General features: G+C 32.2%; 10 protein-coding genes. 7 read left to right on the top strand and 3 right to left on the bottom strand.

The window, feature by feature from the left end:
* The first annotated feature begins 166 nt into the window (after positions 1–166).
* Positions 167–322, top strand: a complete 156-nt coding sequence (locus A9G44_RS12980; RefSeq protein ID WP_255307525.1) for a putative quinol monooxygenase — start codon at positions 167–169, stop codon at positions 320–322.
* Positions 323–369: 47 nt separating this feature from the next.
* Here the strand turns inward: A9G44_RS12980 and pbpC are convergent, their stop codons facing one another.
* From pbpC to A9G44_RS00830, 3 genes are all read right to left on the bottom strand, one after another.
* A complete protein-coding gene (gene pbpC / locus A9G44_RS00820) occupies positions 370–2,709 on the bottom strand; it encodes a penicillin-binding protein 1C (RefSeq protein WP_065608873.1) in 2,340 nt (779 codons plus the stop codon).
* Positions 2,710–2,779: 70 nt separating this feature from the next.
* Positions 2,780–4,513: an arginine--tRNA ligase gene (gene argS, locus A9G44_RS00825; RefSeq protein ID WP_065608874.1), complete on the bottom strand. Its 1,734-nt coding sequence runs from the start codon at positions 4,511–4,513 to the stop codon at positions 2,780–2,782.
* Between the two features lie 589 nt (positions 4,514–5,102).
* Positions 5,103–5,444 (bottom strand): hypothetical protein, encoded by a 342-nt coding sequence (locus tag A9G44_RS00830; RefSeq protein WP_034911027.1) that lies wholly within the window; start codon positions 5,442–5,444, stop codon positions 5,103–5,105.
* A 113-nt stretch (positions 5,445–5,557) separates the two neighbouring features.
* Between A9G44_RS00830 and A9G44_RS00835 the strand changes: the two genes are divergently transcribed.
* The 6 genes from A9G44_RS00835 (at position 5,558) to A9G44_RS00860 (ending at position 8,908) form a co-directional block, all read left to right on the top strand.
* Entirely contained in the window at positions 5,558–6,187 is a 630-nt protein-coding gene (locus A9G44_RS00835; protein ID WP_065608875.1) for an SMI1/KNR4 family protein, read from the top strand.
* Positions 6,188–6,190: 3 nt separating this feature from the next.
* The gene (locus A9G44_RS00840) at positions 6,191–6,589 is read left to right on the top strand and encodes an SMI1/KNR4 family protein (protein ID WP_257006562.1); all 399 of its coding nucleotides are present in this window, start codon (positions 6,191–6,193) and stop codon (positions 6,587–6,589) included.
* A gap of 211 nt (positions 6,590–6,800) precedes the next feature.
* On the top strand, positions 6,801–7,169 hold the full coding sequence (locus A9G44_RS00845; RefSeq protein WP_143426271.1) for a hypothetical protein: 369 nt from the start codon (positions 6,801–6,803) through the stop codon (positions 7,167–7,169).
* Positions 7,170–7,225: 56 nt separating this feature from the next.
* Complete coding sequence (locus A9G44_RS00850; RefSeq protein ID WP_065608878.1) at positions 7,226–7,708, top strand: hypothetical protein; 483 nt, start codon at positions 7,226–7,228, stop codon at positions 7,706–7,708.
* 417 nt (positions 7,709–8,125) lie between these two features.
* Positions 8,126–8,260 (top strand): hypothetical protein, encoded by a 135-nt coding sequence (locus A9G44_RS13770; protein WP_255456993.1) that lies wholly within the window; start codon positions 8,126–8,128, stop codon positions 8,258–8,260.
* Between the two features lie 309 nt (positions 8,261–8,569).
* The gene (locus A9G44_RS00860) at positions 8,570–8,908 is read left to right on the top strand and encodes a DUF7716 domain-containing protein (RefSeq protein ID WP_065608879.1); all 339 of its coding nucleotides are present in this window, start codon (positions 8,570–8,572) and stop codon (positions 8,906–8,908) included.
* The last annotated feature ends 28 nt before the right edge of the window (positions 8,909–8,936 follow it).

Here is an 8,936-nt window from a genome sequence, read left to right on the forward strand (position 1 = left end):
TACCAATAAAATAAAAAATAAAGTTATAAATAGTTATTTAATAAAAATAATTTGTTGTCACAAAAATGAGATTATTAACCTTAAATACTGCTTTTTGATATTAGCAGTAGCAAGCGTATACTACACAAGCAACTTATTTTGAAATATAGGTAGGCTACTTCAAAGTATAGATAATTCAAATATCTTCATAGTGGTCGAAACATGGGCATCACAGCAGGCAATTGATTTTCACAACACAACGCCATATTTTGTTGAATTTGCCAACTTTGCTAAAGATCATACTGATAGATTAGAGATAAATATTGCCAAACAAGTAATATGAATTAAAGGATGATAGTAGTTAACATTTGGGGTTAGCTACCATATTAATTAATCAAATAGTTCGATTTTTATATTCCGTGAATCACTTCGACCCATATCGTCAAGCACTAAAATTTTAAAAGTCCCGCTTTGTGTTGGGATCCAGTTAAGAGCCTTCCGTGGCTCGGTTTGCCCAATAAAATTGTTATTAACAAACCAATAAAGTGATTTAACATCACCATCACAATTAGCAGTAAAACTAATTTGTTCATTTTTTTGCTTAGTGGTTCTAAATTGATAAACTACATTTTTAAGAGGCGAAGTTATTTTTGGCGGTTCGCCCAAAAAATTTTGTGATGAATGACAATGTTTTGTTGATGGTGGCGCTTTTTTAGGAATTCCTGCTTTAGCAAAAACAGCAGCTAAATCTGACGGCCAATATTCAAAAACAGCTAAGTGAGAGGTTGTTAAATCATAAGGAGGACAAACAGCCTTACCTGTTTGATTGTCGACCATAACGGGTCTAAAAATGGTATCGGGATTAATTGGTGACACTCCCGGAATAAACCACGTTTTACCTTTTGCCTTGCACCATTGAGTCAGTAGATTGCCACTGGTTAGGCAAATATCGATACGCTTTAAATTTGGAGGTAATGGGCGATTAGGTTCACGTAAATTAGGATAATAAGCGTTAATACTTTCAACGATATTAAAAAAGAGCGGTGTGGCGGCATCGACGCCTACAAAGGCATTATTACCACTACCATCAAAGTTACCAAGCCAAACCACCATTGCATAGTTACCAAAAGTTCCAGCTGTCCAAGCATCACGAAATCCCCATGATGTACCTGTCTTCCAGGCAACTGGCACCACCTTTTTTTGCATTTTGCTAAGTACATCTTGTGGGCGGCTATTTTGTTTCAACATATCAATGGTCATAAATGCTGCTTGTGGACTTAACAGCTTTTGTGGCTCGGGCGAGTCGTTGGCTTCAATAAATTGCAATGGCTGCCAACGGCCTTCGTTGGCTAGCATGGCATACAACCCGACTAACTCTTGAGCACTAACTTCACCACCACCTAACACTAAAGACAAACCATAATGCGACTCATCGGCGAGTTTTTGGATATGGGCATTGACCAAAAATTGATAAAAAGAGGGATTATGTAATTTAGAGGCCACCGATACAGCAGGAATATTACGGCTATGAATTAATGCATCGGTTGCCGAAATAGGGCCACGAAAGTTACGATCAAAGTTTTCTGGCGTGTATGAACCAAAATCAGTGGCCACATCTTTTAAAATTGTACGAGGATGTAAAACACCTTGGTCCATACCAAGCGCATAAATAAACGGCTTAAGTGTAGATCCGGGTGAGCGTTTAGCAAGTGTACCATTAACTTGACCTTGAATAGAATTATTAAAATAATTAGCTGAGCCAATCAGTGCCTTAACCTTCATTGTTTGGGTATCAACCAAAATTATCGACGCATTATTAATACCTTTTATGCGATTTCGCTCAATAAACAAATTGACTTGCCGACTAATGATTTTTTGCAGATTATTATCTAACGTAGTTTTAATTTCTTGAGCATCGCTTTGCTGTTGTTGAATGATTTGATTAATAAAATGCGGTGCACCAAAAGGCATTCGTTCTGGTTGACGCAAAACCAACTTTTGCGAAAAAAGAGCGACAATATTGCTATCAACAAAATATTTTTCTTGCCAACGCTCAAATAATTGATTTCTTGCTTTAACTAACGCTTTGCCAGCAAATCCTGTTTTTCGATCAACTCGATATGTTGGTGATTGAGGTAATACCACCAAAGTTAACGCCTCGGGCAAATTGACTTGTGAAGGTGGTTTATTAAAATAGATAAATGACGCAGCACCAATACTTTCAATATTGCGACCAAAAGGGGCATAATTTAAATACGCTTCTAAAATATCATGTTTAGAATACATCAACTCTAACTGTATAGCCCTAGCAATTTGATGCAACTTCCCACCAATGGTTTTAGTATTTAACCGCCAATGCATTCGTGCAAGTTGCATGGTAATGGTTGAAGCACCTTGACGATTTCCACCACCAAGATAGGTTGCTCCAAAAGCCCTAATTAGACTAAATGGATTAAAGCCAACATGATAATAAAACCACTGATCTTCGTGCAGTAACAAACCATTAACAATATCAGGCGAAATATCTTCTAAAGGCGTCCATAAACGATAACGATCATCATTGGCTAATGTCATTCGAATTAGCTGGTTATTATTATCATAATAGCGCTTTGAAAAAGTAAGTGATTCAGAAAGAGGGGCATGAGGTAACAAACGAATAATAAGGATCGCAATAAATAATAGTAACAAAGCCATTAATTTATTTTGATGACGAATAATAAACCTAAACATATTTAGTCAAAAGCTTAAAACGCATGTATTAAAAAACACCACCAATGCGTTCACATCGGTGGTGGTTAAATTACATTTTATCAACAGTCTTAATGCCTAGCATATCAAGGCCAGTTTTAAGTGTTTTAGCTGTTAAAGAAGCTAATTTTAAGCGACTTTGTTTCAGGCTTTCGTTTTCGGCTGCTAAAATAGGGCAGTTCTCATAAAAACTTGAAAACAGCGTTGCAATTTCATAAAGATAAGCACAAAGCACATGTGGTGTACCTTCGCTTGCCACGATTGAAATAGTCTCATCAAATTGAATTAAACGAATTGCTAAAGCACGCTCTTTATCAGATTCCAAACTAATATTAGCTGTTAAGCTATCTTCAGAAATATTGGACTTTTTAAAAATTGATAACACACGGGTATAAGCATATTGCAAATAAGGTGCGGTATTGCCTTCAAATGACAACATATTATCCCAATCAAAAACATAATCAGTAGTCCGATTTTTAGAAAGATCAGCATATTTAACTGCACCAATAGCCACCGCATCGACAATTTTTGCAAGCTCACTTTCAGAAAGATCTGGATTTTTGCTACGAATTAAAGTTGTTGCGCGCTCACACGCTTCATCTAGCAAATCATTTAATTTAACAGTATCACCAGAACGGGTTTTAAACGGCTTACCATCTTTACCTAACATCATACCAAACATATGGTGTTCAAGCTTTAATGATTCTGGTACATACTTAGCTTTATGAACAATAGCCCAAACTTGCTCTAAATGTTGATGTTGGCGGGAATCAGTATAATAAAGAATACGATCGGCATGTAACGTTTCGTAACGGTATTTAGCACAAGCAATATCGGTTGTTGCATAAAGGTAGCCACCATCACGTTTTTGGATGATAACACCCATCGGTTCGCCTTCTTTGTTTTTATACTCATCAAGAAAAACAACAATCGCCCCTTCACTTTCAACCGCAAGCCCTTTCTGTTTTAAATCGGCAACAATATTAGGTAGCATGCTGTTATAAATGCTCTCACCCATGGTGTCTTCAAGCGATAACGTAACATTTAAACGTTTATAAGTGGCAATATTTTGCGTCATGGTAATATCAACTAGCTTGCGCCACATATCACGACAATATTCATCGCCACCTTGTAATTTCACTACATAATTACGAGCTTTTTCGGCAAACACTTCGTCTTCGTCATAATGTTTTTTAGCGGCGCGATAGAATGACTCTAAATCTGAAAGATCCATATCATTGGCATGTTCATTTTGCATCTTTTCAAGATACGCAATTAACATACCAAATTGCGTTCCCCAATCACCAACATGATTAGCACGAATAACATTATGACCTAAAAAAGATAAAACACGAACGCTAGCATCACCAATAATAGTTGAACGCAAGTGTCCAACATGCATCTCTTTGGCGACATTAGGCGCCGAATAATCAACTACTATAGTTTGCGGTTTGGCGGGTAAAGTAATATTAAGCTTATCACCACTTAAAGCAACTTCATTTTGCTCAGCAATCCAGCTATTTTTCAAAAAGATATTAATAAAACCAGGACCTGCAATTTCAACTTTTTCGGCGATATCATCGATATCTAAATGTTGCAAAACAGCTTGGGCAAGATCTCGAGGTGGCATACCAAGTTTTTTGGCAACTGACATAATGCCATTAGCTTGGTAATCACCAAATTGTGCTTTGTTTGATTGCTTAATTAAAGCGTCACAGTTCTTATCTGCACCTGCCATAATCATAGCTTGCGAAACACGTTGCGTTAATAATTGTTGAATATTCACACTAAACCTAACCAATTATAATAAAATGCCCAATATAATACCGACAAAGTGATGAATTGTCACTGATCGCATAAAAAGGGAGGGATCCTTTTTATTAAAAAGAGTGTAAAAAATCAAATAAAATTGATGCTACAGCCAAAATGTTTTAATCAAGCTTTAGTTTTCATCAAAAAACAAAAATATAATGTAATTGTTTGATTTTTCTAAAAAACACCATTTATAAAAAACTTCAATAAAATCAATAGTCTACCTGAGCAATTTTAGAGCGGAAAAATACTCTCACAACACTGTGTAAGATCAATATGAATTTATGTTCAGACTAATATTGACAAATACCCACTTGGAAAAAGAGATAAAAATGGATACTAAATACAGGCTAAATTGGATAATAAATAAGCGTATTGTAACACGTTAGAAGGTATTTTTTATCAAATTTGAATTGGTTGTCCGTGATGAGATATTTCAATAAAAAACTCACGAAAGGGTCATATTGCTAGTGTCTATAAATATCGTCAATTGGTATAACGATATTAGCATGTTGTATGATACGGTTAAAAATGTAAAGAAGGATCATGATGAATACAAAAGCTCAACATCCCCGAGTAATATTTTTATTGCACATTTCTTTTAAAAACATATCTGAATAAGAGCTTAAATCATCTTGATTTTTACCAAGCGAGTATTTTTTCCCTAATTTGAGCAGCCAATCACTAAAATGATGTAAAAATAATTTATTATCATTATCGATTTCAAATATTGCAGAATCAGAATAAGAATCAACTAATAAATCTAATATCTCCAAAAAAGCTTTATCATTTTTTAAAATCTCATCAACTGTAATTGCTTGAAGATATTTTATTATGTCTATTATCTGAGATAACGTTAAAATAGTTGGACCATTTTTTATATTATTTAATATTTGTTGGATCATAGCATTTATCTAAAAATTAACATCTCATTCTATTTATATAGTAGATGAATTTTGTACTTTTTGAACAATTTTTAGAACGATAATTACAGATGTAATATAATTAGGGAATTAATATGATTAATATAGATAATTTTTATGACTACGAAAAAAAACTGACTGATAAAGATTTAAATGCTTGTGAAAAGAAGTTAGGTATCACAATTCCAGATTCTTTAAAACAGCTTTACCTTAATTGTAATGGCGGAATGGTATATAAAGATATTTGGAAAACAACTGTTCCTCCATACAAACTTCAAGTTTTTAATTTTATTCCTATAAAATATAATAAAGCATTTAAAAATGACCCAGATTTTATCATGGAAGGTATTGCCTTCAAACATTGGGACGATAAAAAGTTACCTAAGGAGCTGTTACCTTTTGCTCGCGATTTAAGCAATGGTTTTTTGTGTATAAATATTAATACTGGTGCGATATATCAATATCTCAGACTAGAATGGGACGACACTCTAAATACAGAACAAAATTTAAAAAAAAATAGCATTTATTTATCTGATTCATTAGAAAATTTTTTAAATGCTTTAACTTATGATGAAGAGCAAAGCAATGCAGAAACCGTTGAAGATGAAGATATTAAACCAAGAGCAAGTAACAAATTCTATGACTCAGAACAAGCAATTAATACCGCTGACCTAAATGAGGTTGAAAAACTTTTAAAGATAAAAATTCCTGTTCAATTAAGATAATTCCTGTTACACCACAATGGTGGAATGCCAGAGAATAATGCTTGGCTGGATCCTGAAGGTGAATTTGAATGGGTTGCAATTCATGAGCTCATACCTGTTAAATACTATAAAAAATTTAATAATAACAAGAACTATTTAATGCCTTCCAAAGCAGCAGATTTATGGGGTAGAAAGTTATTACCGGAAACTTTTTTACCTTTTGCGATTGACGCAGGTGGTAATTATTTCTGCATCGATATTAATAATGGAAAAATATACTACTATACTCTTGACACATGGTCAGACAATTTATCTTTAACGGATAATCAAGATAAGAGTACTCTTTTTCTATGCAATAGCTTTAATGAATTTATTTCTAAATTAGTGTGTGAAGATGATCTAGATGATTTATATGGTTTATAAATAATAGCCGTCAGGTTAGTCTGCTCCCAGTTGGTATTGAAGACAATATTTATACATAAAAACTGGCTTATATTACAATACTTTCAGGTATTATGCTCCAGATATTGTCCACTTTGTTCAGCTTGATCCGTTTTAGGTTTTTAGTCAGGTTTAACCTGTGTCAGTGTGTGATGGATTGGCTTGAAACCATCAGTGGGATTGAATAGTGGTAATGATAAATGGAAAAGGAATAGAGGCTTCTCATCAAGTTAAATATGAGGTATTTATGGCTTTGGATTTTATGGCATCAAAAAATGAAAAGAAAATAGATGAAAGCACACCAGTATTTTCATTTAGGAAATTTGATTATGATAAATTACTCAATAATGCGAAACCATTAAATCAGTATCCAATAATAAAAAAAATTGATGATTATTATGCTGATACTACCATTTTATATGGTGAAATTCAGCCTTTGATAAAGGAATTAAAAAGTCTTATTAAAACAAAAAAATTACATCTTGAAACAATTATTCATTTCATTGATTTTCTGGAAAAATCATTCAATGATGGTTTAAATATATATGTATACTGTGACTAGGTGTTTTTATTAATACCTCAAAGTAAAAATTATGTCATATATTCATGGAAACTAAAATGGAAACCATATTCAATATTAAATATAAAAATCCTATAGGCGATATTGATAATGATATAGATGATGAACTAACTCATTTTCAATATGCATTGGAAGAATTGAGAAGATATGTTGATTGTAAGTTTTTTATTAAACTGAAAGACACTTACAAAGTAAATATTGATCTTTATCCTGATATAACAGTATGTTATGAAGAAATAGTTAAGTCAATCAAACGAGTAAAAAATAATTGGACAGGCAAAGATGATATTTGGTTTTGTGAGCAAGGTTCAGATTTTTACTTCTATTATGACATTAATGATAAAGGTGTAGAACTTGAATATAAGAAGGGACCAGATGTAGGTATATATAATGGAAAAATTCCTGATATGAAACTTTCTATCAGTAAAATAGAGTATGTACAGGTTTGGGAAACATTATTTGAAAAATTATCTATGCTTATTGAAGAAAAACTTAATAAAAAAATTAATTTACCCTTTTAATAATATTTAAAGGTATTTAATTTTTTGTAAAACCTAAAAACATTAAATTTTTACAAGGAGGCCATCAAGGAACTGCAAATTAGTGTAAAATCCAAAAAAAGTGGTAAAATTTGTTACAAAAAAATTATTCTATTGATTCTAATATCTGTCGTGTAATATGGTTATGACGACACTAAAGGAACAGGGCATAGCTCTTTGCTCCATATAAGCATTAAACGTTCAAATGGAACAATGGTGAGTATCGATATAGATGAATAACTTTTCAATTGAACATTTAATTTCTGTCATAGAAAAAGGCAAGGTTAGAGGATTTGATGAAGTAAAGGAAATAGATGGTGAATGCTATTTATTCCAATACGCACTGAAAAAGAAAAATGGATTATATAATACGTATCTTTTCTATATCATAGAAAAAAGATGGAAATTATTGAGGATTATGGTACAGAAGAAATTAAAGAATTCTCAAATATAATCGATGCTTTTAATTATTTTAAATCATTGGATGTCAATGTTGAGCATTTTGGGAGTATAAAAGGAACTTTGCCGTTTTAACCAAAGAAATAACTTCAAACTATTCTTCTTTAATTAAATCATTTGATAATCAAAAGGCACCACAAGTATCAATTTTAAAGTTGATATTTAAAAATAGAAGCTGACTTACACAATGATTTCATGGGAACTCTTATTTTGATATAAGCAAATTTCTTTAGTTAGGTCTTTAATGAAACATTAGAAATTTCAACAACGGATGTTATTTATAAAAGTGGCCGTGATATGTAGAAGAATAATCAAAATGAATTTTAAATGATTTTATCAGTAAGAAACTTTGTTAAATAATTTCTATTACGGAGTATGAATATTATGCTTGTTAAAGGTAATCTTTATCCAATAAAGGATATTATCTCTTATGTGAAAGACAATATTGAAAGAGGTGATGATTTTTGTCTCTATAGTGAATCTGATGAAGAATTGCTAAGTAATAAAAGTTATTACATTGATGACTATCCAGATGTAGATGATAATGGAAAAGAAATTTATCCGCCTCTTGTGTTAAAAAAGAAACTAAACTATCTTTACTCAGGTCAACAATTTGCTGATGTAGTCGATTCAGTTATAGATCAGAAACCTTCAGCTACTACAAATGAATTTATAAAAGCATTAAATTATTATTCTGAATATGACAATTTTTTAGATCTCTAATTTATTAAATTTCTGCAATAATATAAAT

This window comes from Gilliamella sp. Occ4-3 (assembly GCF_001690675.1).
Lineage (GTDB): Bacteria > Pseudomonadota > Gammaproteobacteria > Enterobacterales > Orbaceae > Gilliamella > Gilliamella bombi.

Coding starts and splice junctions, on each gene's coding strand:
- pbpC (WP_065608873.1), bottom strand. CDS start 2,709: ATGTTTAGGTTTATTATTCGTCATCAAAATAAATTAATGGCTTTGTTA.
- A9G44_RS00830 (WP_034911027.1), bottom strand. CDS start 5,444: ATGATCCAACAAATATTAAATAATATAAAAAATGGTCCAACTATTTTA.
- A9G44_RS00835 (WP_065608875.1), top strand. CDS start 5,558: ATGATTAATATAGATAATTTTTATGACTACGAAAAAAAACTGACTGAT.
- A9G44_RS00845 (WP_143426271.1), top strand. CDS start 6,801: ATGATAAATGGAAAAGGAATAGAGGCTTCTCATCAAGTTAAATATGAG.
- A9G44_RS00850 (WP_065608878.1), top strand. CDS start 7,226: ATGGAAACCATATTCAATATTAAATATAAAAATCCTATAGGCGATATT.
- A9G44_RS13770 (WP_255456993.1), top strand. CDS start 8,126: ATGGAAATTATTGAGGATTATGGTACAGAAGAAATTAAAGAATTCTCA.
- A9G44_RS00860 (WP_065608879.1), top strand. CDS start 8,570: ATGCTTGTTAAAGGTAATCTTTATCCAATAAAGGATATTATCTCTTAT.